The organism is Streptomyces sp. NPDC017991 (assembly GCF_044328075.1).
Classification (GTDB): Bacteria; Actinomycetota; Actinomycetes; order Streptomycetales; family Streptomycetaceae; genus Streptomyces.
The window spans coordinates 94,913-119,119 of sequence record NZ_JBIRGP010000004.1 but is presented as its reverse complement, the minus strand read 5'-3'; the positions used below and the strand labels follow the sequence as shown (position 1 = coordinate 119,119).

Genomic DNA, 24,207 nt, shown 5'->3' with positions numbered 1-24,207 from the left:
GTTGTCATGCAAACCGAACCTTCTCCCGGCAACCTGCCGGCGCGGGAGCACCTCCCGGCCGGAAATGCCGGTACGCCTGTCCTGGACGTAGTGATCCCCGTCTACAACGAGGAGAAGGACCTCCAGCCGTGTGTGCTCAGACTCCACGAGCACCTCTCCCGCACCTTCCCGTACGCGTTCCGCATCACCGTCGCGGACAACGCGTCCACGGACACCACTCCCCTGGTGGCGGCGCGGCTGGCGGCGGAGCTCCCCGAGGTCAGATCGTTCCGGCTGGAGCAGAAGGGCCGCGGCCGGGCGCTGCGGACCGTCTGGTCCGCCTCGGACGCCCCGGTCCTCGCCTATATGGACGTCGACCTCTCCACCGACCTGAACGCGCTGCTCCCGCTGGTCGCCCCGCTGATCTCCGGTCACTCCGACCTGGCGATCGGCTCGCGGCTCGCCCGTAGCTCGCGGGTGGTGCGGGGCGCCAAGCGGGAGTTCATCTCCCGTACGTACAACCTGATCCTGCGGGGGTCGCTGCAGGCCCGGTTCTCCGACGCGCAGTGCGGCTTCAAGGCGATCCGGCGCGATGTCGCGCAGGTGCTGCTGCCGCTCGTCGAGGACACCGGATGGTTCTTCGACACCGAGATGCTGGTCCTTGCCGAGCGGGCGGGGCTGCGCATCCACGAGGTGCCGGTCGACTGGGTCGACGACCCGGACTCGACCGTGCACATCGTGAAGACCGCGACCGACGACCTCAAGGGCGTGTGGCGCGTGGGACGCGCCCTCGCCACCGGCTCGCTGGCGCTCGACCGCCTCGCCCGGCCGTTCGGCGACGACCCGCGCGACCGCGAGATCAGCGGCGTACCGAAGGGCCTGGCCCGCCAGCTCGTCGGATTCTGTGTCGTGGGCGCCCTGTCCACGCTGTTCTACCTGGTGCTCTACAGCGGCTTCCGTACGTTCTCGGGTTCGCAGATCGCCAACGCGCTCGCCCTGCTCGTCTCGGCGGTCGCCAACACAGCCGCCAACCGCCGCCTGACCTTCGGCGTACGGGGCAAGGGCGGCGCGGTACGCCACCAGGCGCAGGGCCTGGTCGTCTTCGGTATCGGACTCGCCCTCACCAGCGGCTCGCTCGCCGCCCTGAACGCGGCGACGACCGAGCCGGCGCACGCCACCGAACTCGCGGTGCTGATCGTCGCCAACCTCGCGGCGACCGTGCTGCGGTTCCTGCTCTTCCGGGCCTGGGTGTTCCCGGACCGGCACGACACGTCACCGTCGACCGTCGTCGCCTCGCACACACCCGCCATGCCGACCGCGCCGCCGACCGTGCCGACCGGACCCGCGTCACCCGTCTACGCGACGGCGCCGCGGTCCCCGTACGGCTCGCAGTCCGCGTACGGCCCGCAGTCCCGGTACGGCACGGCGAACACATCCGGTTCGTACGGCACGGCCGACGTTCCGCACGACCACCAGACCTGGGGGGACTCGACCATGCAGATGCAGCCGGTGCGCCCGAACGACCACGGTCACGATCCGAGGAACGGGAACGGGAACGGGAACGCGCGATGACGACGACTCATGACCATCCGGGCACGGGGCCCGCCGGCCCCGACAACCCCGGCAGTCCCGCCAGTCCCGGCAGTCCCGACTGGCAGCCACCCGCCCCGACCGCCGTACGGGAACCGGCCGATCCGGTCACTCCGGCGGGGCCGACCGCCCCCGAGGACGGCAGCCCCAAGCAGCCCTTCGCGCGCCGCCTGTGGCGCGGGCGGCCCGAGGACAACCGCTGGGTGCGCCCCGCGTTCCTCGGCGCGCTGCTGCTGATCGGCGCGCTCTACACCTGGAACCTCACGGCCTCCGGGTACGCCAACTCCTTCTACTCGGCGGCGGCCCAGGCCGGCAGCCAGTCCTGGAAAGCCTTCTTCTTCGGCTCGCTCGACTCGGCCAACGCCATCACCGTCGACAAGCCCCCGGCCTCCCTGTGGCCGATGGCCCTGTCGGTACGGCTGTTCGGCCTGAACTCCTTCGCGATCCTGTTCCCGCAGGTCCTCATGGCCGTCGCCACGGCCGGAGTGCTGTACGGGGCCGTACGCCGCAGGTTCACCCCCGCGGCCGGCTTCATCACCATGGCGGTCTTCGCGCTCACGCCCGTGGCCGCGCTGATGTTCCGCTTCAACAACCCGGACGCGGCCCTCGCCCTCCTGATGGCCGTCACGGTCTACTGCGTCCTGCGCGCCATGGAGAAGGCCGGGACGAAGTGGCTGGTGTGGGCGGGTGCGGCCGTCGGTCTCGCCTTCCTGGTCAAGACCCTCCAGGCCTTCCTGATCCTGCCGCCCCTGGCGATCGTCTACGCGGTCTTCGCGCCCACGACCCTGCGCAGGCGCATCGGGCAGGTGCTCCTCTCCGGCCTGTCGATGATCGTCGCGGGCGGCTGGTGGGTGGCCCTGGTCGAACTGTGGCCCGCGTCCTCCCGCCCGTACATCGGCGGCTCGCAGAACAACTCCTTCCTCGAACTGACCTTCGGCTACAACGGACTCGGCCGGATCAACGGCGAGGAGACCGGCAGTGTCGGGGGCGGCGGCGGAGGCGGCGGCTGGGGCGAGACCGGCTGGGACCGGATGTTCAGCTCGTCCATCGGCGGTCAGATCTCCTGGCTGATCCCGGCCGCGCTGATCGTGCTCGCCGCGGGCATCGCCCTGACCTGGAAGGCGCGGCGGACCGACACGGCCCGTGCCGCGTTCCTCGCCTGGGGCGGCTCGCTGCTGATCACCATGGTGGTCTTCAGCTTCATGCAGGGCATCTTCCACGAGTACTACACCGTGGCCCTCGCCCCGTACGTCGCCGCCGTGGTCGGCATGGGCGCGAGCGTGCTGTGGGAAGAGCGCGGCCGGATGTGGATCTCGCTCACCATGGCGGCCGTCAGCACGGCCACCGCGGTCTGGGGGTACGTGCTCCTGAACCGTTCCTCCGACTACCTGCCCTGGCTCAAGTGGCTGGTCCTGGTCGGCGGACTGGTCGCGGCACTCGGACTCGTCTTCATCTCGCGGCTGGGGCGCAGGCTGTCCCTCGCGGTCGTCGGGCTCAGCTTCGTCGCGGCTCTCGCGGGCCCGACGGCGTACACGCTGAGCACGCTGAACGAAGGCCACAGCGGCTCGATCGTCACGGCGGGGCCCTCGGTCTCGGGCGGTCGCGGCGGCCCCGGCGGTGGCGGTACGGGCGGCGGCCCCGGTGGCGGTGGCGGTATGCCGGGCGGCAACCGGCAGGGCGGCACCGGTCAGAACCAGCAGGGCGGCGGCATGGGCCAGCCCCCGACCGGCGGCTTCCCCGGCGGCGGCCAGAATCAGCAGAACGGCAACGGCCAGACGGGTCAGAACGGCCAGAACGGCCAGACCCAGCCGGGTGGCGGTACCGCCGGCGGTACCGGTGACGGCGGCGGTACGGGCGGCGGAGGCGGTGGCGGCATGGGCGGTCTGCTCAACGGCGCGACCGTCAGCTCCGAGGCCAAGGCGCTCCTGGAGAAGAATTCGGGTGACTACACCTGGGCCGCGGCGGCCATCGGCGCCCAGAACGCCGCGAGCTACCAGCTCTCCACCGGCGACCCGGTGATGGCGATCGGCGGCTTCAACGGCAGCGACCCGTCGCCGACGCTGGCCCAGTTCAAGAAGTACGTGGCGGACGGGGAGATCCACTACTTCATCTCCTCCGGCTCCATGGGCGGCGGTGGCGGCGGCGACAGCTCCGGCACCGGGACCAAGATCAGCGAGTGGGTGCGGAAGAACTTCAAGGAGGTGACGGTGGGTTCGTCCACCTTCTACGACCTGACGCAGGCCGCCAGCAGCTGACGGTTCGCCCTTGTGGGGCGGTGACCGGGGTGGTGACCGGGCGGTGCCCGGGGTGAGAGTGCCCTGGTCACCGCCCTCTGCCGTGCGCCACGTAACTTCGTTGTACGCCGTACAGGAACTGTTCTACGGTGTATGGCATGCCAACCTCCCAGGGCCATCCGCCGGGCCGTCCGCCGGGCCGTCCCCAGGGCCACCCCCAGCGGTGGCTGATCCTCGGTGTCATCTGCCTCGCCCAGCTCACCGTGCTGCTCGACAACACCGTGCTGAACGTCGCGATCCCCACCCTCACCGAGGAACTGGGCGCCGGCACCTCCGACATCCAGTGGATGATCAACGCGTACTCGCTGGTGCAGTCGGGGCTGCTGCTCAGCGCGGGCAGCGCGGCCGACCGCTACGGACGCAAGAGGATGCTGGTCGCCGGACTCGGCCTCTTCGGCATCGGCTCCCTGGTCGCCGGACTCGCCGACACCACCGGGCAGTTGATCGCCGCCCGCGCGGGCATGGGTGTCGGGGGCGCGCTCCTGCTCACCACCACACTCGCCGTCGCGATGCAGATCTTCGCGCCCGACGAGCAGCCGAAGGCCATCGGCATCTGGAGCGCCGTCAACGCCCTCGGCTTCGCGACCGGCCCCCTGCTCGGCGGGTTCATGCTCGACCACTACCGGTGGGGCGCGATCTTCCTCATCAACCTGCCCGTGGTGGCCCTGGCCCTCACCGCGGTGATCATTCTCGTACCGGAGTCCAAAAACCCGCGCGGCGACCGCCCCGACCTCCTCGGCGCACTGCTCTCCACGATCGGCATGACCGCCCTCGTGTACGCGATCATCTCCGGCCCGGAGCACGGCTGGACCTCCGGCCGCGTCCTCACCACGGCCGCCCTGGCGCTCCTCGTACTGGCCCTCTTCGCCCACTGGGAGAGCCGGATCCCGTATCCCATGCTGGACCTGCACTTCTTCCGGGACCGGCGCTTCACGGGGGCCGTCGCCGGTGCCGTACTGATCACCTTCGGCATGGGCGGCGCGCTCTTCGTGCTGACCCAGCACCTTCAGTTCGTCCTCGGATACGGGCCCCTGGAGGCGGGTCTGCGCACGGCGCCGCTCGCCCTGACCGTGGTGGCCCTCAACTTCACCGGCCTGTCGGCGAGGTTCACGGCGAAGCTCGGCACGCCGGTGTCCATCGCCCTCGGCATGGTGTTGATGTCGGGCGGCCTTGTGTCGATCGCGACCCTCGCGTCGAGCGGTTACGCCGGCACACTGCTCGGCCTGCTGCTCATCGGCGCGGGCTGCGCGGTCGCCAACCCCGCCATGGCGCACGCCATCATGAGCGCGATCCCGCCGGAGAAGGCGGGCGTGGGCGCGGGGATCAACGGCACGCTGGCCGAGTTCGGCAACGGTCTCGGCGTCGCCGTCCTCGGCGCGGTCCTCAACGCCCGCTTCGCCGCGCTGATCCCGTTCGCCGCGGCCTCGCTCCCGGCGACGCTCGCCACGGCGGACTCGGCGGACGAGCGCGCGCGGATCACCGACGGGTTCGCGTCGGGCCTGGAGACCAGCCAGCTGGTGGGCGCGGTGGCCGTTCTCCTCGGCGGACTGCTGGCCGCCGCGTTGCTTCGGCGGGCCGAGAGGGCAGACTCCGCGGTGGCGGCGGTGCCGATGTGAGGACCGCCCGGTAGGTGTCGGAGCTGGGGCGGACCCCGATGGTCCGAGGCGTCCCGGCGTGGGAGTGTCGAGGAAGGTGCGCCATGGTGAGGGCAGTCGACCGGGCCGAGCGCCCGGCACGGACCAGCGTGTGGTTGGAGGGCAAGGCCCCGCGAGGCGGTGGCACCCGGGGCGGCCAGCCGGCGGCGCTCGACCGGGACCGGATCACCGGGGCGACGGTACGGCTGCTCGACGCGGACGGTCTGGCCAGGTTCTCCATGCGCCGGCTGGCCGCCGAGCTGAAGGTGACCGCGATGTCCGTCTACTGGTACGTGGACACGAAGGACGACCTTCTTGAGCTCGCGCTCGACGCGGTCTACGGCGAACTGGAGCTGCCCGATCCGGAGGCGGACGAGGACTGGCGGGATCAGCTCCGCGCGATCGCCTCCGGGTACCGGGCCCTTCTCGTACGGCATCCGTGGGCCTCGCCGCTCGCCGGGACGTTCCTCAACATCGGACCCAGGTCGGTCGCGTTCTCGCGGACCGTGCAGCGGGTGATCCGCAGGACCGGGCTGCCCACGCACCGGCTGGCGGGGGCCATCTCGGCCGTCTTCCAGTTCGTGTACGGGTTCGGCACGATCGAGGGGCACTTCACTGCGCGGTCGGCGGAGGCGGGGATGAGTCCTGATGCGTACTTCCAGCAGGCGCTGAGCACGTTGCGGTCGGCTCCTGAACTCGATGATGTCCTGGAGGAGTCCGACGAGCTGATGCGGGCGCGTGGGGGGAGCACGGTGGAGGAGATGTATGAGCGGGACTTCGGGTTCGCGTTGGATCTGGTGATCGCGGGGATCGAGACGGTGGTGCTGCGCGGCGGGGAGGGGTAGGGGTGCGGGTTTGTTGCCCGCGACCCCTCAAGACGAAAAGATTGCGCCGTTCCCCGCGGCCCCTGGCGGGGCTGAAGTCGGCCTATGCCAGCTATGCCAGGTGGGCCGGGAAGCCGCCCGTGGCTACCGGGCCCCATTTCTCCGGGGTGATGCGGATGATCGACTTGCCCTGCTTGAGCATGGCCGCCCGGTACTCGTCCCAGTCCGGGTGTTCGCCCGAGATGTTGCGGAAGTACTCGACCAGGGGTTCCACGGAGTCGGGGGAGTCGATCACCTCGGCCGTGCCGTCGATCTGGACCCAGGGGCCGTTCCACTCGTCGCTCAGGACGATCAGGCTGACCCGCTCGTCGCGCTTGGCGTTGCGGGTCTTGGCGCGCTCCGGGTAGGTGGAGACGACGATGCGGCCCGAGTCGTCGACCCCGCAGGTCAGGGGCGAAACCCTGCGGGCTCCCGTCGGCCCTGCGGGTCAGCAGGATGGCGCGATGACGGGGGCGTACGAAGTCGAGCAGTTCGGCCGACGATACGGAGGTGTTCGTAGCGATGTTCGGTGCCATGGGGGCAGCCTAGGGGCACAACGGTCCGCCCAGGCTGACCCTGCCGTGCCTACGCCCATGTCTATGCCTGCGGGAGTGACTCGCCCTGTACGGCCTGGATGTCCAGCTCCACCTTCAGCGTCGTACCGATCGCCGCGATGCCCGCCTGCACGACCTGGTTGTAGTTCATAGCGAAGTCCTCGCGGCGCAGTTCCGTGGTGGCGCGGAAGGCCGCACGGGTGCCGCCCCAGGGGTCGGCGCCGGTGCCGAGGTAGGCGAGGTCCAGGTCGACCGGCCGTACGACCCCGTGCAGGGTCAGGTCGCCGTGGACCGTCCAGCGGTCGCTTCCGGTGGCCGGGGTCAGGCCCGTCGAGACGAACGTGATCTCCGGGTGGCGCTCCACGTCCAGGAAGTCCGGCGACTTCAGATGCCCGTCGCGCATCGCGTTGCCCGTGTCGATCGAGTCGGCCCGGATCACCGCCTCCACCCGGGACTTGGCGACCTCGTCCGGGGCGATCTCGATCGCGCCGGCGAACTGCGTGAACCGGCCGTGCACGCTGGAGATCCCCAGGTGCTGGGCGACGGCGCCCACGGAGGAGTGGGCGGGGTCGACCGTCCACGGGCCGGGCGGCGGCAGCTCGGTGCCGCCCTGACGGGCGAGGGTCACGGTGCCGATCTCGGCCCGGCCGCTCGCCGTGACGATGGCGCTCGACGCGACGGGCGCGTACCCGACGGCCGTCACGATCACCGTGTACGCGCCGGGCACGAGCGCGACCGCGTCCCGCACGGCGCCCTCCTCGTCGGCCTCGGCGCGCACCACCTGGGCACCCGTCATGTCGGTCACGGTGACGACCGCGTGCGACACGGCCCAGCCGTCCCGCGTACGGATCCGCGCGGTCAGTCCCATTGCACACAACCTCATCTCGTAAATCCGGCCCGCGGAGCGCGCCTCCGCTCGGGACGCGCCCCACGGGCCGGGGTCTGCGACTACTCGTTCTTCAGGTACTCGTTCTTCAGATCGGCCGGTGACTACTCGCCCGGGTGGGCGAGCCGGATGTCGTGGCCGTCCACGCCGCCGCCGCTCACGGTCAGGGCCGTGGCCACCGGCGGGTAGCCGGTCGCGATGACGGTGTACTCGCCGCTGTCCAGGTCGGCGAAGGCGTACGCCCCGTCCGTCCCGGTGGTGGCGGTGCCGACCACGTTGCCCGCCGCGTCGACGAGCGTGACCCGGGCGTCGCCCAGGGGGCCGGCGGGTGCGTGCACCACGCCCTGGAGCTGCGCTCCGGCGGTCAGCTCGACCTCGACCCGGGTGACCCCGGTGCCGCCGACCTCGACGGGCAGGGCACGGGGGCGGTGTCCGGCGGCGTTCACCGCGACGGTCACGGCACCGGGCACCAACTCGGCGAAGGTGAACTCGCCCTGCTCACCGGTGGTCCCGGTGGCCAGCACGTCACCGCGCACATCGGTCACGATGACCATCGCGCCCACGACCGGCTGCCCGGTCCCGGCGGCCTTCACCGCACCGGCGAGCCCGCTCGTGCCGCTCAGCAGGATGTCGTACGCGAGCGGCTCACCGTTCACGACGACCGTCGAGGCCTGCGGCTGGAACCCGTCCGCGGAGGCGATCAGCACGTACGAACCCGTGCCGGGCGCGTCCACCGCGTAGGCGCCGTCGGCCTGGGCGACCGAGCGGCCCAGCTGACGGCCCGCGAGGGAGATCAGCGTGACGGCGGCCCGGGGGACGGGCGCGCTCTCGGCGCCGCGTACGAACCCGTGGACCGGCACCCCGCCGGAACCGGAACCGGAGCCGGCACTCGCGGCGGCGTCGGTACCGGCCGCCAGGGTGGCGACGGCCGAGAGCCGCTGGGTGCCCGCGGGCCCCTGCTCAAGGCCCGCACCGGCGCCGGTGTCCGCGACGGCCCAACTCGGTACGCGCTCGTCGGCCCCGTTCGGGAAGACGTCGGCCGAGCCGGCCGCTGCGGGGGAGTCCGCCGCGGGGGAGTCCGCGGCCGGGGCGACCTCGGCGACGGCGGCCGTGCCCTGGGCCTGGGCCTGGGCGGCCTCGGCGGCCTGCGCCAGCCCGCCCGAGGTACGCAGCGGGACCTCCTTGATGAACAGAGTGACGAGGAAGGCGAGCAGGGCCAGGGCGGACGCGATCAGGAAGACGTCCGCGATGCCGTGCCCGTACGCGCTCTCCATGACCGTGCGCAGCGGCGCGGGCAGGGAGTCCATGTCCGGGATGCTGCCGGTCGAATGGCTCGCCGCGGCGGCGTACTTGGGGTCGATGCCGGTGAGGCCGTCCTTGACGTAGTCGGTGATGCGGTTGGCCATCACCGCGCCGAGCGCCGAGACGCCCATCGCGCCACCGAGGGAACGGAAGAAGGTCACCGTGGAGCTGGCCGCGCCGAGGTCCTGGGGCGCCACCTGGTTCTGCGTGGAGAGCACCAGGTTCTGCATCATCATGCCGATGCCGAGACCCAGCAGCGCCATGAAGACGCCGGTCTTCCAGTAGTCCGTGTCGTAGCGGATGGTGCCCAGCAGACCGAGGCCCGCCGTGATGAGCACGCCGCCGCCGACCAGCCACGCCTTCCACTTTCCGGTCTTGGTGATGATCTGGCCGGAGACGGTGGAGGAGACGAACAGACCGCCGATCATCGGGATCGTCAGCACACCGGACATGGTGGGCGACTCGTCCCGGGCGAGCTGGAAGTACTGGCTGAAGAAGACGGTGCCGGAGAACATCGCGACACCGACGAACAGCGAGGCGACGGAGGAGAGCGCGATGGTCCGGTTGCGGAAGAGCCGCAGCGGGATGATCGGTTCCTTGGCCTTGGACTCGATGAACACGAACAACAGCCCGAGCGCGATCGAGCCGCCGACCATCGCGTACGTCTGCCACGACACCCACTCGTACTTGTCGCCCGCGAAGGTGACCCACAGGAGCAGCAGCGAGACCGCGGCGGAGATGAAGAACGCGCCGGCCCAGTCGACCTTCACGTCCCGCTTCACGACGGGCAGGTGCAGGGTCTTCTGGAGGACGATCAGCGCGATGATCGCGAAGGGGACACCGACGTAGAAGCACCAGCGCCAGCCGAGCCAGCTGGTGTCGGTGATGACACCGCCGAGCAGCGGGCCGCCGACGGTCGCGACGGCGAACGTGGCTCCGAGGTAGCCGGAGTACCGGCCGCGCTCACGCGGGGAGATCATCGCGGCCATGACGATCTGCGCGAGGGCGGACAGACCGCCCACGCCGATGCCCTGGACCACGCGGCAGGCGATCAGCATGCCCGCGTTCTGCGACAGGCCGGCGGCGGCCGATCCCAGGACGTAGACGACGAGGGCTATCTGGACGAGCGCCTTCTTGCTGTACAGGTCCGCGAGCTTGCCCCACAGGGGCGTGGTCGCGGTCATCGACAGCAGGGCGGCGGTGACGACCCAGGTGTAGGCGGACTGGCCGCCGCCCAGGTCGCCGATGATCTCGGGCAGTGCGTTGGAGACGATCGTCGACGACAGGATCGCGACGAACATGCCGAGCAGCAGCCCGGACAGGGCTTCCATGATCTGCCGGTGCGTCATCGGAGCGCCGTCGGGGGCGCCTCCGTGCTTGGCGTGTGAGCCCCGCACACCGGCTGGTGTGGTCGTTGCCATGGGCTTCCTTTTCTTGTGTTGCGTCATACAGGTGTACGGGTGGTCCGCTCGGAGGTCGCCGCGGCGGGCACGGCGGATGCGGTCGGCACGGTCGGCACGGCCGGTCCGGCTTGTACGGCCGGTACGGGCCGGCAGTCGCCGAAGCTGGCGCGCAGTCGTCCGAGCAGGGTGTTGAGCTGGTCGACCTCGTCGTCGGACCAGTCCGCCAGGTAGTGGGCGAGCGCGTTCATATAGCGCTCGGAGAGGTCGGCGAGCATGTCCCGTCCGGCGGGGGTGAGCCGCAGGATGCGGGAGCGCTTGTCGGCCGGGTCCGGGGACCGGTCGATCCAGCCGTGCTCGGCGACGTGCGCCACATGCCGGCTGGTCACCGACATGTCGATGGCCATCAGCTCGGCGAGACGGCTCATCCGCATCTCGCCGTGCCGGTCGAGCAGCGTGAGCACCGCGGCGGAGCCCGCCGGGCACTCGTGCGGGAGGATCCGGCCCAGCCCCCGCTTCACGGCGCCGATGGCGCTCAGCTGCTGGGCCAGCTCCTCGTACTGCCGTCGAGCGGCCATCGCACCTCCCTCATGTTCTTTTGTTGCTTCAGGCAACCATAAATACTGTTGGTTGCTGCAGGCAAACGAAATGGGGCCCTGCGGGCTAAAACCTTGGCAAAGGCAAGTATTGGCGAACGTAAACTCGCAGGTCAGGCGGTTCTCTGTGCCCGCCTGGCCGCCTGGCCGCCTGGCCGCCTGCCCGCCTGCCCGCCTGCCCGCCTGCCCGCCTGGCCGACACCCGGCTGCCGCTCGGCCTGTTTGGTTCGCTCGGTCGGTTCGGCGTCAGTGGTGGCCGTCCCCACCCAGCCCGTCCGGCGTCTGAGGACGAGGCCGCAAGGCCGACAAGGGGGTCCGGGGGCGAAGCCCTCGGGAACAGCGCGCACCAAGTAGACGGCCCCAAAACTTGGGGCCACAGATCGCACCCGATAGGGTCACGCGCATGGCAAACACCCAGGGCCCCGAGGGCAACTACGACCCCGCGGGTAGCACCCAGATGTTCCGAGCGTTCGTCGACGACCCGCAGAGCCGCCAGCAGCAGCAGGCCGCCACCACCAGGGGTCCCCGTGTCGGCCTGATCGTCGGTGTGGTCGTGGCCGTCGCGATCGTCGCCGTGGTCGCCTGGCTCGCACTCAAGTAACTGCGCGGGGGCGCCGCCGGGCGCCCTGCTCCCACCGGACGGACACGTCCCGCGTCTCCACGTGCATGCCGAGCGGCACACTCCCCCATGCTCGGCTGCGCTCGCGCGGGGGCCCCATGGCGTCGACACTTACCGTCCAGGTCTCCTCCGTCCGGCTGCCCGGAGCGATCGGCACGGGCAGTCGTGCGGCCGACTCGACGGTCGCCCAGTCGATCCCGAGTGCGCCGATGACGTGCGTCCCGAAGGTCGCCGTGCCCGAACGCACCGCGGTGCCCCCGGTGTTATGGGACCCGACGGTGACCGTCTCGCACCATCGCTTGTCGGCGGGCGCCCGCTCGGGCTCGCCGACGACCAGCACGGCGGGACCCGCGGGCACGCCCGCGCCGCCCGTAGCGCCCGTACCGCCGCCTCCGGCCGAGGGCGGGCTCGTACGACCGCTGTCGTGCGCAGCCGCCCCGGACGAACCGGACGCCGACGAACCGGCGTCACCCCCCCCGTACCACCGGGCGCCGCATCCGCCGAACTCGGGTCGTCCACCGCTCCCTTGGCCGCGGACGGACTCTCCAGGGGCACCAACTCCGCGCCCTCCGTGGGCGCGACGGCCCCCGCGGACGACGAGGGACCCTGCACGGCGACGTATCCGTCACCCGCGTCTCCGCCACCACTGATGCCGATACCGATACCGATACCGATGCTGATACCGATCCACTGCCGCAGGCGGCCGGCGTCACCGCTCCTAGACAGACCACAGCCGCCGAGACGCCCGCAAGGGCCCCTCGGCGACCACGTACCGACCGCTGTCCCACCCGTCGACGCATCGCACCAATGTGGCTGATGACCCGTCAACTATGAATCCCTCGCGGGGGCCTGGGCGATGACTCAGTCGGAGATAAGGCCTTCCCGCAGCTGGGAAAGCGTCCGCGTGAGCAGCCGGGAGACGTGCATCTGCGAGATGCCGACCTCGTCGCCGATCTGCGACTGCGTCATGTTGGCGAAGAAGCGGAGCATGATGATCCGCCTCTCGCGGGGTGGGAGTTTGGCCAGCAGGGGCTTCAGGGACTCGCGGTACTCGACGCCCTCCAGCGCCGTGTCCTCGTAGCCGAGGCGGTCCGCCAGGGAGCCCTCGCCGCCGTCGTCCTCGGGAGCCGGGGAGTCGAGGGACGACGCCGTGTAGGCGTTGCCCACCGCCAGGCCGTCGACCACGTCCTCCTCGGACACCCCGAGCACGACGGCGAGTTCGGCGACGGTCGGCGAGCGGTCCAGTTTCTGGGAGAGCTCGTCACTGGCCTTGGTGAGCGCGAGCCGCAGCTCCTGGAGCCGGCGCGGGACGCGCACCGACCACGAGGTGTCCCGGAAGAAGCGCTTGATCTCACCCACGACCGTCGGCATCGCGAACGTCGGGAACTCCACGCCCCGTTCGCAGTCGAAGCGGTCGATCGCCTTGATCAGGCCGATCGTGCCGACCTGGACGATGTCCTCCATCGGTTCGTTGCGGGACCGGAATCGAGCGGCCGCGTAACGCACCAGCGGGAGGTTGAGTTCGATGAGGGTGTCCCGCACATAGCCGCGCTCGGGACTGTTCTCGTCGAGTGCGGCGAGCCGCAGGAACAGGGAGCGGGACAGAGTGCGGGTGTCGATCACTTCCGGGGTCGGGGGGAAGGCCGGGGCTTCCGCGGCCGGGATGGCCGGAACCTCGACAACGACACTGTGAAGCACGTCTGGCGCGGATTCGCTCTTCGTGAGCGTGAGCACCTTCGAGCTGCCCTGGTCTGCGGACATGCCACCCCCTTTGGGTCGCGGACGGTCGCGGCGGACGCTCCCGTCGAAGGAACGCAGCCTCCACCTGAATACCGGAGGCGGGGCTGCGGCAAACGCGTCACCGGAAGAATGTCACATGTCGGCAACACGCTGTAGTGACATGTCGACACAAGAGGGGTGAATAGGCCCTGGAAAAGGGGGGTCTGACGGTTTTTCGCCGCAGAGATGACGAGAAAAGGCCTTGGAAGCGATTCGCTCCCCGGAGCTACGCCTCGATCCTGTTTGCGGATCGAAGCCGAGCGAAACTGCGGGCGAGGAGCCTTGACACATGCATCTGCGAAACACCCAGTTCCGCGCTGATCTGGGACTGCGTCAGATTGCTGTAGTAACGCAGCAGAAGGATGCGCTGCTCCCGCTCGGGAAGCTGGACGAGCAGGTGCCGTACGAGGTCCCGGTGCTCCACGCCGTCCAGCGCGGGGTCCTCGAAGCCGAGCCGGTCGAGAAGTCCCGGCAGCCCGTCGCCCTCCTGGGCGGCCTCTAGGGAGGTCGCGTGGTACGAGCGCCCGGCCTCGATGCAGGCCAGCACCTCGTCCTCGGTGATGCGCAGCCGTTCGGCGATCTCGGCGGTCGTGGGCGTGCGCCCGAAGGCCGTCGTGAGGTCCTCGGTGGCGCTGTTCACCTGCACCCACAGCTCGTGCAGCCGGCGCGGTACGTGGACCGTGCGGACGTTGTCGCGGAAGTACCGCTTGATCTCGCCGATGACGGTGGGCATCGCGAAGGTGGGGAACTGCACGCCCCGGTCGGGGTCGAAGCGGTCGATCGCGTTGATCAGCCCGATGGTCCCGACCTGGACGACGTCCTCCATGGGCTCGTTGCGGGACCGGAAGCGGGCGGCGGCGTACCGCACGAGCGGGAGGTTCGCCTCGATCAGGGCGGTCCGCACCCGGCCGTGCTCGGGGGTGCCGGGCTCCAGGTTCTTGAGCTCGCCGAAGAGGACCTGGGTGAGGGCCCGGGTGTCGGCCCCGCGGCGCCGCTGCGGGCTCTGGTCCGGGGAATCGCCCGGCTCGTCGAGCCGTTCGAGGGCCTGCGGCTTCTGCTGGGGAGGTGCAGGTGCTTGAGGGGCGGTACTGGCCGGCACGGTCAACTCCACCTCTGGGTCCGTCAACCCGTGAAAACACAAGTCCGAACGACGTCCGTCAGACACATGCGTCAACTCATCGGTCAAAAGCGGTCATAGCATCACAAGACATGTGCACTGTGTGCAAGCACCTCATCACTCCGTGTTGAGCGCGCTCGATCTCCGCCCGGTCTCCGCCAGGTCCCCGCCAGGTCCCCGCTCGGGTCCGCTCGGGGCCCGCTCCGGGTCCGCGGCATGAAAGAACCCCCCGCCGTTCGGGCGAGGGGCTGGTGTTCCGCGCGGGGCGCGCTGTGCGGCGGCTCAGAACTCGTAGTCGGCGATCACCCACGTGGCGAACTCCCGCCACAGTGCGACGCCCGCCTGGTGGGCGGGGTGCTCGATGTACCGCTTGAGCGCTTCGGTGTCCTCGACCGCGGAGTTGATCGCGAAGTCGTAGGCGATGGGGCGGTCGGTGATGTTCCACTCGCACTCCCAGAACTGCAGTTCGGGAATCGACCCGCCGAGCGCACGGAAGGCGGCGACGCCCTCGGCGACGCGGGGCTCGTCCCGCTCGACACCTTCGTTGAGCTTGAAGAGGACCAGGTGGCGGATCACGTGCACTCCCAGGACGAGCGGGGATACGGGGACAACGGGGACAACGGGGATACGGGGATAACAGGGATGTGGGGTAGGGGGGCGGCGGTGGTACGGCCGCTAGTCCTTGGCCCCGTCGGCGATCCAGGTCATGAAGTCACCGACCGACTGAGCGGCGTTCGAGATGCCCTCGAAGCCTATCTGGACGTAGTCCGCCGCCTTTTCGGGGTCGGTGATGATCACGTACAGCGCGAAGACCACGACTACGTAGACGGCGATCTTCTTCGCATTCACCGCCATCGCGGCCTCCCCCGTGTGCCTGCTGTCTGTGCCCGCTACCCACTGCCTGTGCCTGTCGGGGCCCCTGGTGTCGGCGGCGAGTGTAACCCCGGGCAGTTGATCTGACGATCTTTCAATGAGGTGGAACGGGGCAGCGCGAAGGGCCCGGTCCAGTGGACCGGGCCCTTCATCTACCTGCGGTAGCGGAGGGATTTGAACCCTCGGTGACTTGCGCCACACTCGCTTTCGAGGCGAGCTCCTTCGGCCGCTCGGACACGCTACCGAGAGAGATCCTAGCCCAAGAGTGGCCGTGCTCGGAAATCGGTTCAGCGGCCCCTGAAGAACTCCGTGAGCAGCCGGGCGCACTCCTCGTCGAGCACTCCGGCGATCACTTCGGGCCGGTGGTTGAGCCGGCGGTCGCGTACGACGTCCCAGAGGGAGCCGGCCGCGCCCGCCTTCTCGTCCCGGGCGCCGTAGACGACCCGGTCCACGCGGGACTGGACGAGCGCGCCGGCGCACATCGTGCAGGGTTCGAGGGTGACGACGAGCGTGCAGCCGGCGAGCCGCCACTCCCCGGTCCTTGCGGCGGCCCGGCGGATCGCCAGCACCTCGGCGTGGGCGGTCGGGTCACCGGCCGCCTCACGCTCGTTGTGCCCGGTGGCGAGCACCGTCGTGCCGTCCGGGGCCAGCACCACGGCGCCGACGGGTACGTCCTTGCCGCGGCCCGCGAGTCCGGCCTGCTCCAGGGCGAGCCGCATCGCGGGCCGCCAGCGGTCGCGTACGGGGTCGTCGTGTACGGGATCGTGCGCGGGACCGTCGGCGGGGTCCTGTTCCTCCTGCGCGTTCGACGGAGTCAGCGGACGGTCTCCAGGACCTCTGCCACCCCGAGGACCTCGGCGATCTCGCCGAGCGCGTCGGTGCTGTCCAGGGTCAGCAACTCCTTCTCGTTCACACCGAGATCGGTGAGGACCTCGCGGTCCCCGATGGGTCCGGACGGCACGGTCTCACCCTTGGAGGTGGTACCGACGTCGTCCTCTTCGTCGTCGTCGGCCTCGTCCTCGGGTTCACCGTCCTCCGTGCCGTCGAGATCGAGGGAGTCCAGGTCGGCGACATCGTCGTCGCCGGGCTCCCGTCCGAGCAGTTCGTCCGTGAGCAGGATCTCGCCGTACGAACTGCGGGCCGCGGCCGCGCCGTCCGAGACGTAGATGCGAGGGTCCTCCTCGCCGTCCACGCGGACGACTCCGAACCACGCGTCCTCCTGCTCGATGTAGACGAGCACCGTGTCGTCGTCGACCGAGGCTTCACGGGCCAGGTCGGCTAGATCCGACAGGGTCTCCACATCGTCGAGCTCTGTGTCGCTCGCTTCCCACCCGTCTTCGGTGCGCGCGAGCAGTGCGGCGAAGTACACCGTGACTCTCCCACTGGTCCTAGGCGTGCCGGTTGGGGGTCCCCCCGGCGGAGGTTGTGGGCGGGGGATACGTGCTCCGAGCCCCGCCCACTCGGAATCGTGGCAGAAACAGAGCGTTCAGGAGAGGTCTTCGGCTCGCTGTGTCCCGGTCGCGTTCCCACGCCCGGTCGCGTGGCGCGTGCGTCACGCCGCCGCATGGCCTCACCTGGGCGCCCGGCGCCCACCGACAGCGGGATCGTACGCCGCCGGGACCCGGCTTCGTACGCGCCTGTCCGAGGGCTGCCCGGCGGGTCGCGCCGCGATGCCCCTACGGGCGTGCCGCCGGGTGGGCCGGGGGCTGGCCGGGGACCTGTCGGTCGCACCCCGCCACGCGGCCAAGGCCCGGGGACACGGCCCCTGCCACGCGGCCAAGGCCCGGGGACACGGCCCCTGCGGCTGCCCGGCGGGGCACTCGCCCGAGGCTGCGTGCGGTGGGGCACTCGCTCAGGGTTGCGTGTGGCGAGGCGCCCGGCCAGGTCCGCGTGGGGTGGGGCGCGCCCGCCCACGACCGCGTGGGGTGCGGCGCGCCCGGTCACGGCCGCTGAAGACGGGGCACCTGTCCCGCGGCTACCCGCCGTGCGGGCGCCTGGTCCTTGGTTGCCCGGCGACGAGCGCCCGGCTCACGGTTGGCGGCCATGTCGGTATCGGTGCCGGTGTCCGTGTCTGTGTCGGGATCGGTATCCGGTCCTCGGCTGCCCGGCAGTGGGTACCCGGCCCGCGGCTACCCGCTCCCGCCGTGCGGGCGCCTGGCCCCGCGGTTGCCCGGCGGTGGGGCGTTCGGCTCGCCGCCAGGCGGTTGCGCCGGCGTTCGCTCCGGCGGCTGCCCGCGAGGGGGCGCGGCCCGCTGCTGTCGGCGGCGGGGGCCGTCCGGGCGTGGCTACCAGCGGAACGTGCGCATGCGCATGGCGTGGCGCAGGCGGGCCGTCTTCGCGCGGCGGGGCTGCACCCTGTCGCGCAGCTCGCGGGCTTCCGTGAGCTCCCGCAGGAACTGGGCCCTGCGCCTGCGGCGCTGGGCGTCGCTCTCCAGGTCTTCCCGGTTCTGTCGCTCCGGGTCCGGCATCGGCAACACCCCCAGTCGGTCACTCCCACTTTCCCCCCGACGGGCGGTTTGATGCCAGCGGAGGTTTGCGCGGTGTTACCGGCGAAGCGTTCTCGAACCAGGTGGCGACGGGCGACGGGCGCCCTGGACGGGCCCGGATACCCTGGTGGACATGCGTCTCCACGTCGTCGACCACCCCTTGGTCGCTCATAAGCTCACCACGCTGCGCGACCGCCGCACCGACTCCCCGACCTTCCGCCGGCTCGCCGACGAACTGGTCACCCTGCTGGCCTACGAGGCCACGCGGGACGTGCGCACCGAACAGGTCGACATCGTGACCCCGGTGTCGGGCACCACGGGTGTCAAGCTGTCCCACCCGCGGCCCCTCGTCGTCCCGATCCTGCGGGCCGGCCTCGGCATGCTCGACGGCATGGTGCGCCTGCTGCCGACCGCCGAGGTGGGTTTCCTCGGCATGATCCGCGACGAGGAGACGCTGCAGGCGTCCACGTACGCGACCCGTATGCCGGAGGACCTCTCGGGGCGACAGGTGTACGTCCTGGATCCGATGCTGGCCACCGGCGGCACCCTCGTCGCGGCGATCCAGGAGCTGATCAAGCGCGGTGCCGACGACGTGACGGCCGTGGTCCTGCTCGCCGCCCCCGAGGGCGTCGAGGTCATGGAGCGCGACCTCGCGGGCGCCCCGGTCACGGTCGTGACGGCGTCGGTCGACGAGCGCCTGAACGAACACGGCTACATCGTCCCGGGCCTGGGCGACGCGGGAGACCGTATGTACGGAGCGGCCGAATAGCCGGACCACCCTCTCAGCGGTCCTTCTTCATCCAGTCGCACTTCATCCAGTCTTACTTCTTCAGCAGTCCTTCTTCGTCGAGGGCGCCGGTTGGGGCCTGGCCAGCGTGGTCAGTGCCTTGTCGGCGTCCTCTTCCGTCGTCAGGGTCTTGTAGCCCTTGCCGAGGATGAGATCGACCTCCGCGGGCCTGGCCCGGGTGTCGGTCTTCAGCTCGGCACCGGCGAGCTGGGTCGCGAGAACGGGGAGGGCGGCGTCGGCGGCGGCCTTCGCACCGAGCACGATGCCGGGCCCGTCGACCTTCTTGTCGTACGCCTTGGTCGCGTTGCCCACCTCGCCGATCTTGAAGCCGCGCTTCTTCAGCGCGTCCGCGGTGTCCTTGGCGAGGCCTTTGCGGGCCGTGGCGTTGAGGACGTTCACGGTGATCCGGCTGGGCTCGGGCGGGGCCTTGACCGGGGTCGCGGAGGGCGAGGGGGACGTCCTGCAGCCCGGGGCCGAACCCACCGCGGACGCCTTGTCGCCGCCGCCCGTGAAGACGTCGATGAGCTGCAGGGTCCCCCAGCCGGCCAGTCCGAGTGCGGTGACGGAGGCGGCGACCGCGAGCACGATCCTGCGGCGCCCCCGGTTTCTGCGCATCCGTGGGTACTTGTCCCCCGTGATCCGGTACTGGCCGCCCATGCCAGGGGGAGTGAGCATGCTCATGTGCGCAGCGTAGTGCGCCGGAGCGGCGATGCCTACTAGATGATCATTGACCGGGGTTCAGTCCAACCCAAAAGGGCCAACCCGGGCAGGGGGTGACCAGGCATGGGACGGCACCGGGCCGGGTCGGGTCGGTACGCGCGGGCCGAGAGGGCTCCCCGGGCAGACGTCGGCCGCCCAGGGGTGAACCGGGCCGGGCGAAGGGGGAACTCAGTCCAGTTCGAGGACGCGGGCGTGCAGCACCTGGCGCTGCTGGAGCGCGGCGCGGACGGCGCGGTGCAGGCCGTCCTCCAGGTACAGGTCGCCCTGCCACTTCACGACGTGTGCGAAGAGGTCGCCGTAGAACGTGGAGTCCTCGGCGAGCAGCGTTTCCAGGTCGAGCTGGCCCTTGGTCGTCACCAGCTGATCGAGGCGGACCGGGCGCGGCGCGACATCCGCCCACTGCCGGGTGCTTTCCCGGCCGTGGTCGGGGTACGGCCGTCCGTTTCCGATGCGCTTGAAGATCACACGGAAAGCCTACCGGTCAAGAGCTTCCGGGCGCAGCCATGGCGCCGGAGTGCGACGCTGGAAATGACGTCGTAAATATGGGCAAACCGGTAATTCTCCCGGATCACCCGTTCATGATCCGTTCGGAAATGGGTCAGGGCGGGTTCGGGGAACCGGGAACAGGGGCCTGAAATGACTGACAGTGATCCGCCGCAGGCTCTGGAGATCGCCTCCGGGTACACCTTCCCGGGGGCCGCGCTAGATCTGGGTGCTCTGCTGTGGGACGGGCGGTGTCTGCCGGACGCGCAGATCCGGATCCCGCTGGGGATGCTCAACCGGCACGGGCTGGTGGCCGGAGCCACCGGCACCGGCAAGACCAAGACCCTGCAGCTCGTCGCCGAGCAGTTGTCGGCGCAGGGCGTGCCGGTGTTCCTCGCCGATGTGAAGGGTGACGTCTCCGGGATCTCGGCGCCTGGCCAGGAGAACGACAAGGTGCGGGCGCGGGCCTCGGAGGTCCGCCAGGAGTGGACGCCGGCCGGTTATCCGTGCGAGTTCTACGCCCTCGGAGGCATGGGCCACGGCATCCCCGTACGCGCGACCGTCACGAGTTTCGGCCCGGTCCTGCTGTCCAAGGTGCTGCGGCTGAACCAGACGCAGGAGCAGTCGCTCGGCCTGATCTTCCACTACGCCGACCGGAAGGGCCTGGAGCTGGTCGACCTGAAGGACCTGCGGGCCGTGGTCACCTTCCTCACCTCCGACGAGGGGAAGTCCGAGCTGAAGGGCGTCGGCGGGCTCTCCACGGCCACGGCCGGGGTGATCCTGCGCTCGCTGACCGCGTTCGAGGCCCAGGGGATGAGCCCGTTCTTCGGGGAGCCGGAGTTCGACACGAACGAGCTGCTGAGGGTGGCGGCGGACGGCCGGGGCACGGTCTCCGTCCTGGAACTGCCCGCGGTGCAGGACAAGCCGCAGCTCTTCTCGACGTTCCTGATGTGGCTCCTCGCCGATCTCTTCCACGACCTCCCCGAAGTCGGTGACGTCGACAAGCCGAAGCTCGTCTTCTTCTTCGACGAGGCGCATCTGCTCTTCAGCGACGCTTCCAGGGCCTTCCTGGACTCCATCACGCAGACCGTCCGGCTGATTCGCTCGAAGGGGGTCGGCATCTTCTTCGTCACACAGACCCCCAAGGACGTACCCGGAGACGTCCTCGCCCAGCTCGGCAACCGCGTCCAGCACGCGCTGCGCGCCTTCACCCCCGACGACCAGAAGGCGCTCAGGGCCACGGTGAAGACCTTCCCCGACTCCCCGTACGACCTGGAAGAGGTCCTCACCGCCCTCGGCACCGGGGAGGCCGTCGTCACCGTCCTCAGCGAGAAGGGCGCGCCGACGCCGGTCGCGGCGACGCGGCTGCGGGCGCCGGAGTCCCTGATGGGCCCGGTGGACCCGGCGGTTCTCGACCGGGCGGTCGAACAGTCGCCGCTGCACGCGCGCTACGCGCTCGCGGTCGACCGGGAATCGGCCTACGAGAAGCTGCGGGCCGCGGAAGCGGGAGCGTCCGAGCAGGCGGCTGAGCCGGTGGACGCGGAGGCGGATGTGGATGCCGATGCGGCTCGGGAGAAGGGTGGGGGCGGGGGTCGTGCCCGGAAGGCCGAGGAGGACCCCTCCGTCGTCCAGCAGGTCGTCGGCAGCGGCGTCTTCAAGTCGCTGGCCCGCAGCCTGGGTACGCAGATCGGGCGCGAGATCACCCGGTCGGTCTTCGGCACGGCCCGGCGCAGGCGATAGCCAGAGCGGTAGCCGGAGCCCGTAACCAGACCCCGTAGCCGGAACCGCTTCCCCGGCGGCGAGGGCGGGGGCGAGGGCGGAGGCGGACCGGCCGTGGTCCACCCCCGCGGTTGGTTCAGCCGAGCCCCTCGATTCAGTCGCGCTCGTGATTCCGAGCCGGGATCTGCTGCTCCGAAGCCGAAGCCGAAGCCGAAGCCGAAGCCGAAGCCGAAGCCGAAGGCGAACCAGGTGACGGTGTCGGCGTCGCTTTCGGGCTCGGGCTCGGGCTGGGGCTCGGGTTCGGTGCGGCCCGGGTTTCGGGGGGCGGCTTCGGGGCGTTGCGCAGGGATTCGGCGCGTACCAGGGCGCGCAGGATCGCGTACGGGTCCATCGGCATGGAAAGGGTCCTCTCGTGCTGCTGGGGAGGGGGAGCGGTCCGGTCGGAGCCGGGCTCCTCAGCAGCGGAGGACCATGCAGCGCAGGGCGCGCGGGGCGGGGGCGTGAGAGAGGGCGCGGTCCCGCGAGTGAGGGCGATGGGTGGCGGCGGGGCGGTGCGCGGACCGCCCCGCAGGGCGCTGGGGCACCAGAGGACGGTGGCTCTGGCGGGCGGCCGACCGGAAAGCGGTGTCCAGGGCATCGTGCGGGTGTTCGAGCCCGGGTTCGGTGGAGACGGCGGCGGGCGGAGCCGTACGGATGCCGCCGTGCCCGCCCGCTGAACCGGCCGCGCTCACTGCGCACAGCGCGCACAGCAGCGAGGCGAGCAGCACGAGGAACCGCTGCCGGGCAGGCCGGCGCGGAGTACGCGGGACGAACCGGTGGGGACTCCTGTCGGGACTCCGGCGGTCGAGGCTCCGGTCGGGGCTCATGAGAGGTCATGTCCCCGGCCGGAGGGCCCGTTGCATCGGCCGTAGCACCAGAACCGCTCGCTTGGCGTAGGGCGAGGGGCGACGGGCCGGGGCCGGAGCCGGGGTGGCCCGGCCGCGTACGCCGTCACGCCTCTCAGAGCGCGCGCGGTACGGCGCGGGCCCGCTTGCGCAGCTGGAACGCCGTGATGATCTCCGTGATGCCGAGGGCCAGCAGCCAGGCGCCGCCGACGACGGTGAGGACGGCCACCGACTCGAAGGGAGAGACGATCAGGACGACACCGGCGAGGAAGCTGAGGATCCCGAGGAGGATCTGCCAGCCCCGGGCGGGTACGGAAGGGTCGGACGCGGCGGCCAGGGTGTGCGTGACACCGCGGAACAGCCAGCCGATGCCGATCCACAGCGCGAGCAGCAGGATCGACTGCATGGCACCGCGGAAGCAGAACAGGCCCAGCAGGATCGACAGCGCTCCGCTGATGAAGGCCATCACCCGTAGGGAGGTCGCCGTGTGCGTCCCGAAGGCGGAGGCGAGCTGGAGTACGCCGCTGAAGAGCAGATAGAGCCCGAAGAGCACGCCCGCCGCGAGCAGCGTCGTCTTCGGCCACACCAGCATCATGATGCCGAGGGCCAGTGCGGCGATGCCGGCGACCAGCAGGGCCTGCCAGGCGGTGCGGGAGAGCAGGAACAGGGGACCTTCGAGTCGGTCCGGCTCGTGGAGATCGCCGGTCCGGCGCGGGTCGCGGGCCGCGTGGGCCCGCCGGTCGTCGTATTCAGGCCCCCAGGGGCCGCCACTCGGTACCTCGGCCATGCCTCATGCTCGGCCGGAACCGATGCCCCGGCCACTCGTGACACCCGAACGACCGAACGACTGAACGACTGAACGGCTGAACGCGACGAGCCCCGCGGAGCCTCACTCGCCGGAGACCTTCGCCCTCTTCGATGTCTTCGCCGTCCCCGTCGTCCTGGCCGCCTTCGCAGTCGTCTCGGCCGCCGCTTTCGCCGCCGCCTTCATCTCCTGCTTGTGGGCCCGCACCTTCGTGAGCGACTCCGGCCCCGTGATGTCCGCGACCGAGCGGAAGGACCTGGCCTCGCCGTAGGGGCCCGCGGCCTCGCGCCAGCCCCTCGGGCGTACGCCCAGCTGCTTGCCCAGCAGGGCGAGGAAGATCTGCGCCTTCTGGGTGCCGAAGCCGGGCAGCTCCTTGAGCCGCCGCAACAGCTCCGCCCCCGTCACCGCACCGGCCCCCGAGCCCGTACCCGTACTACCCGTACCCGAGTCCGTACCCGTACCGGCGTCCGTGTCCGTGTCCGTCCCGGCGTCCTCCCACACCTTCGCCGCGTCCCCGTCGTAGTGCTCCACCAGGTACTGGCACAGCTGCTGGATCCGCTTGGCCATCGAGCCCGGGTAGCGGTGGACGGCCGGTTTCGTGGACAGCAGGGCCGCGAAGGCCTCCGGCTCGTACGCCGCGATCTCGTGCGCGTCGAGGTCGTCCCCGCCGAGCCGCCGCGCGATCGTGTACGGGCCCGCGAACGCCCATTCCATCGGGACCTGCTGGTCGAGCAGCATGCCGACCAGTGCGGCGAGCGGGCTGCGCCCGAGGAGTTCGTCGGCCTCGGGCCGCTGGGCGAGATGAAGGGTGACGTCCATGCCCCGATCATCGCGCGT

23 protein-coding genes, 1 tRNA gene and 1 pseudogene are annotated in these 24,207 nt (G+C 70.8%); 7 read left to right on the top strand and 18 right to left on the bottom strand.

Annotation, left to right across the window (positions count from 1 at the left end):
* Window positions 1–6: 6 nt before the first annotated feature.
* The 4 genes from ACH4DZ_RS13225 (at window position 7) to ACH4DZ_RS13210 (ending at window position 6,342) form a co-directional block, all read left to right on the top strand.
* A complete protein-coding gene (locus ACH4DZ_RS13225; protein WP_398287181.1) occupies window positions 7–1,551 on the top strand; it encodes a glycosyltransferase in 1,545 nt (514 codons plus the stop codon).
* On the top strand, window positions 1,548–3,824 hold the full coding sequence (locus ACH4DZ_RS13220; RefSeq protein ID WP_398287180.1) for a glycosyltransferase family 39 protein: 2,277 nt from the start codon (window positions 1,548–1,550) through the stop codon (window positions 3,822–3,824). Before ACH4DZ_RS13225 ends, ACH4DZ_RS13220 begins: the two co-directional genes overlap by 4 nt.
* 137 nt (window positions 3,825–3,961) lie before the next feature.
* Window positions 3,962–5,479, top strand: coding sequence for an MFS transporter (locus tag ACH4DZ_RS13215; RefSeq protein WP_398287179.1), 1,518 nt, complete (start codon window positions 3,962–3,964; stop codon window positions 5,477–5,479).
* 83 nt (window positions 5,480–5,562) lie between these two features.
* Window positions 5,563–6,342, top strand: coding sequence for a TetR/AcrR family transcriptional regulator (locus tag ACH4DZ_RS13210; RefSeq protein ID WP_398287178.1), 780 nt, complete (start codon window positions 5,563–5,565; stop codon window positions 6,340–6,342).
* Window positions 6,343–6,433: 91 nt separating this feature from the next.
* Here ACH4DZ_RS13210 and ACH4DZ_RS13205 read toward each other — a convergent pair.
* From ACH4DZ_RS13205 to ACH4DZ_RS13190, 4 genes and pseudogenes are all read right to left on the bottom strand, one after another.
* Window positions 6,434–6,896: pseudogene (locus ACH4DZ_RS13205) on the bottom strand (PPOX class F420-dependent oxidoreductase).
* 61 nt (window positions 6,897–6,957) lie between these two features.
* Entirely contained in the window at window positions 6,958–7,782 is an 825-nt protein-coding gene (locus ACH4DZ_RS13200) for a YceI family protein (protein WP_398287177.1), read from the bottom strand.
* Window positions 7,783–7,904: 122 nt separating this feature from the next.
* Window positions 7,905–10,523, bottom strand: a complete 2,619-nt coding sequence (locus tag ACH4DZ_RS13195; RefSeq protein ID WP_398287176.1) for an MFS transporter — start codon at window positions 10,521–10,523, stop codon at window positions 7,905–7,907.
* A gap of 23 nt (window positions 10,524–10,546) precedes the next feature.
* Window positions 10,547–11,080 carry a MarR family winged helix-turn-helix transcriptional regulator gene (locus tag ACH4DZ_RS13190; protein ID WP_398287175.1) on the bottom strand — a complete coding sequence of 178 codons (534 nt, stop codon included), beginning with the start codon at window positions 11,078–11,080 and terminating at the stop codon, window positions 10,547–10,549.
* Window positions 11,081–11,501: 421 nt separating this feature from the next.
* On the opposite strand from ACH4DZ_RS13190, the gene ACH4DZ_RS13185 reads away from it, so the two are divergent.
* Entirely contained in the window at window positions 11,502–11,699 is a 198-nt protein-coding gene (locus tag ACH4DZ_RS13185; RefSeq protein WP_398287174.1) for a hypothetical protein, read from the top strand.
* Here the strand turns inward: ACH4DZ_RS13185 and ACH4DZ_RS13180 are convergent.
* The 9 genes from ACH4DZ_RS13180 to ACH4DZ_RS13140 all read right to left on the bottom strand — a co-directional run bounded on the left by ACH4DZ_RS13180 (window position 11,692) and on the right by ACH4DZ_RS13140 (window position 17,954).
* A complete protein-coding gene (locus ACH4DZ_RS13180; RefSeq protein ID WP_398287173.1) occupies window positions 11,692–12,075 on the bottom strand; it encodes a hypothetical protein in 384 nt (127 codons plus the stop codon). The two genes, ACH4DZ_RS13185 and ACH4DZ_RS13180, sit on opposite strands and share 8 nt — an antisense overlap.
* 503 nt (window positions 12,076–12,578) lie before the next feature.
* Window positions 12,579–13,478, bottom strand: a complete 900-nt coding sequence (locus tag ACH4DZ_RS13175; protein ID WP_398287172.1) for an RNA polymerase sigma factor SigF — start codon at window positions 13,476–13,478, stop codon at window positions 12,579–12,581.
* A 244-nt stretch (window positions 13,479–13,722) separates the two neighbouring features.
* Window positions 13,723–14,595, bottom strand: coding sequence for an RNA polymerase sigma factor SigF (locus ACH4DZ_RS13170; protein WP_398287171.1), 873 nt, complete (start codon window positions 14,593–14,595; stop codon window positions 13,723–13,725).
* Between the two features lie 300 nt (window positions 14,596–14,895).
* Entirely contained in the window at window positions 14,896–15,189 is a 294-nt protein-coding gene (locus ACH4DZ_RS13165) for a Dabb family protein (RefSeq protein WP_398287170.1), read from the bottom strand.
* A gap of 99 nt (window positions 15,190–15,288) precedes the next feature.
* The gene (locus ACH4DZ_RS13160) at window positions 15,289–15,468 is read right to left on the bottom strand and encodes a hypothetical protein (protein ID WP_398287169.1); all 180 of its coding nucleotides are present in this window, start codon (window positions 15,466–15,468) and stop codon (window positions 15,289–15,291) included.
* A 177-nt stretch (window positions 15,469–15,645) separates the two neighbouring features.
* A tRNA-Ser gene (locus tag ACH4DZ_RS13155) sits at window positions 15,646–15,730 on the bottom strand.
* A gap of 43 nt (window positions 15,731–15,773) precedes the next feature.
* Entirely contained in the window at window positions 15,774–16,205 is a 432-nt protein-coding gene (tadA, locus tag ACH4DZ_RS13150) for a tRNA adenosine(34) deaminase TadA (RefSeq protein WP_398287167.1), read from the bottom strand.
* Between the two features lie 95 nt (window positions 16,206–16,300).
* Complete coding sequence (locus tag ACH4DZ_RS13145) at window positions 16,301–16,855, bottom strand: hypothetical protein (protein ID WP_398287166.1); 555 nt, start codon at window positions 16,853–16,855, stop codon at window positions 16,301–16,303.
* Between the two features lie 916 nt (window positions 16,856–17,771).
* Window positions 17,772–17,954, bottom strand: coding sequence for a hypothetical protein (locus ACH4DZ_RS13140; RefSeq protein ID WP_107020608.1), 183 nt, complete (start codon window positions 17,952–17,954; stop codon window positions 17,772–17,774).
* A 151-nt stretch (window positions 17,955–18,105) separates the two neighbouring features.
* Here ACH4DZ_RS13140 and upp point away from each other — a divergent pair, with 151 nt between their 5' ends.
* Window positions 18,106–18,741, top strand: coding sequence for a uracil phosphoribosyltransferase (gene upp, locus ACH4DZ_RS13135; protein WP_398287165.1), 636 nt, complete (start codon window positions 18,106–18,108; stop codon window positions 18,739–18,741).
* Window positions 18,742–18,801: 60 nt separating this feature from the next.
* On the opposite strand, the gene ACH4DZ_RS13130 is transcribed toward upp, so the two are convergent.
* Window positions 18,802–19,440, bottom strand: a complete 639-nt coding sequence (locus ACH4DZ_RS13130) for a LytR C-terminal domain-containing protein (RefSeq protein WP_398287164.1) — start codon at window positions 19,438–19,440, stop codon at window positions 18,802–18,804.
* A 207-nt stretch (window positions 19,441–19,647) separates the two neighbouring features.
* Window positions 19,648–19,944, bottom strand: coding sequence for a type II toxin-antitoxin system VapB family antitoxin (locus ACH4DZ_RS13125; protein ID WP_003999914.1), 297 nt, complete (start codon window positions 19,942–19,944; stop codon window positions 19,648–19,650).
* A 171-nt stretch (window positions 19,945–20,115) separates the two neighbouring features.
* Here ACH4DZ_RS13125 and ACH4DZ_RS13120 point away from each other — a divergent pair, with 171 nt between their 5' ends.
* On the top strand, window positions 20,116–21,702 hold the full coding sequence (locus ACH4DZ_RS13120; protein WP_398287163.1) for a helicase HerA-like domain-containing protein: 1,587 nt from the start codon (window positions 20,116–20,118) through the stop codon (window positions 21,700–21,702).
* 434 nt (window positions 21,703–22,136) lie between these two features.
* Here the strand turns inward: ACH4DZ_RS13120 and ACH4DZ_RS13115 are convergent, their stop codons facing one another.
* From ACH4DZ_RS13115 to ACH4DZ_RS13105, 3 genes are all read right to left on the bottom strand, one after another.
* Window positions 22,137–22,547 (bottom strand): hypothetical protein, encoded by a 411-nt coding sequence (locus ACH4DZ_RS13115; RefSeq protein ID WP_398287162.1) that lies wholly within the window; start codon window positions 22,545–22,547, stop codon window positions 22,137–22,139.
* A gap of 133 nt (window positions 22,548–22,680) precedes the next feature.
* Window positions 22,681–23,352 (bottom strand): HdeD family acid-resistance protein, encoded by a 672-nt coding sequence (locus tag ACH4DZ_RS13110; protein WP_398287161.1) that lies wholly within the window; start codon window positions 23,350–23,352, stop codon window positions 22,681–22,683.
* A 102-nt stretch (window positions 23,353–23,454) separates the two neighbouring features.
* Window positions 23,455–24,189, bottom strand: a complete 735-nt coding sequence (locus tag ACH4DZ_RS13105) for an HhH-GPD-type base excision DNA repair protein (protein WP_398287159.1) — start codon at window positions 24,187–24,189, stop codon at window positions 23,455–23,457.
* Window positions 24,190–24,207: the final 18 nt, after the last annotated feature.